The following is a 1458-nucleotide window of genomic DNA, read 5'->3' on the forward strand; positions in this document are numbered from 1 at the left end:
CTCCCCGCCCACAAGATGCTCGGCACGCGCACGTGCCCCGTCAAAGAACACCTCGTTGAATTCGCTCGTCCCGGTCAACTGCCGTATGGGCCGCACCTCGACACACCCCGGCTGATCCATCGGCACGAGCAGAAAACTCAACCCCCGATGCCGCCGAGACCCCACCTCGGTCCGAGCCAACACAAAACACCAGTCGGCCTCATGGGCGAGCGAGGTCCATATCTTCTGCCCGGTGACCCGATACGACCCATCTCCCACATCCCGCACGGCAACGGTACGCACCCCTGCCAGATCGGACCCGGCCCCGGGTTCGCTGTACCCCTGACACCAGAGTTCATCCCCAGCAGCAATGGCGGGCAGGAAACGGGACTTCTGCTCGTCGGTCCCGTGCGCGATGAGGGTAGGGGCGAGCAGATTCTCCCCGATATGCCCAGACCGAGGCGGCGCATCCGACCGCGCATATTCCTCGGCCCAGGCGACCTGTTGAGTAAGAGTCCCCGTCCGATTCCCATACCCGGACTCCGGCCAACCCAGCCCGATCCACCCGCTTTTGCCAAGCGTCCGTTCCCAAGCACGCCGATCCTGATCCGAGTCGACATGCTCAGAGAGCCACGCCCGCACATCCGCCCGAAACACGTCATCCTCGGCAGCAAATCCAAAATCCACAGGGGGTTCCCTTCCAGCACAGGCCGAGTCAGCTAACCCAGGGGCGCGGGGAACTGCGCGACCAGCCACAACAAACCCGCACTCGCCCCACAACCGAACCGCCCACCCCACTAGGCGTTAGGCCGACTCCCCTCCCGCGCAGCCCGCTCCATCTCCTGCAACCGCCCAAGCATCGGCATCGGATCCACCCCAACAGACCCCGGCAAAAACTCAGCTATCTTTTCAGCCGTCCACCCGCCGGAGGCATACGCCGCCCGCAATTCCCGAGGCTGAGCCCACACCGCGATCTTCTCCCCGGCAACGGTATAAACCTGCCCGGTAATCCCAGCCTCCCGAGCCCGCTCGGACAACAGATAGACAACAAGCGCCGCCACATCCTCCGGCGACCCGATCTCCGCCAACTCCATAGGAACGTTCGCAGACATCCGCGTACGAGCAACAGGCGCAACCGCGTTGGCAGTAACCCCATACTTGTTCAACCCAAGAGCAGCACTCCGCACCAACGAGATGATCCCACCCTTGGCCGCACTGTAATTGGCCTGAGAAACCGACCCTTGATGATTCCCACTGGTGAACCCGATCAACGTCCCCGCCCGCTGCTTCCGCATCACAGCAGAAGCCGCCCGGAAAACAGTGAACGTCCCCTTCAGATGAGTGGCGAGAACGGGATCCCACTCCTCCTCGGACATATTGAAAAGCATCCGCTCCCGAAGAATCCCCGCAACGCACACCACCCCATCGATCCGCCCGTACGAAGACACCGCGACATCGACAACCCGCTGCCCCCCAGCC

Annotated in this window: 2 protein-coding genes; both read right to left on the reverse strand. The window is 63.2% G+C overall.

All coding sequences use genetic code 11. From position 1 onward, the window contains the following. The coding region (locus tag AC31A1_RS51325) for an acyl-CoA dehydrogenase family protein (RefSeq protein WP_489659901.1) at positions 1–666 on the reverse strand (666 nt) is incomplete at its 3' end. Between the two features lie 110 nt (positions 667–776). Beyond that, positions 777–1458: SDR family oxidoreductase (locus AC31A1_RS51330; RefSeq protein ID WP_489659902.1), on the reverse strand; the 682-nt coding region annotated here is incomplete at its 5' end.

It is taken from the genome of Streptomyces sp. P5F9 (assembly GCF_057961495.1).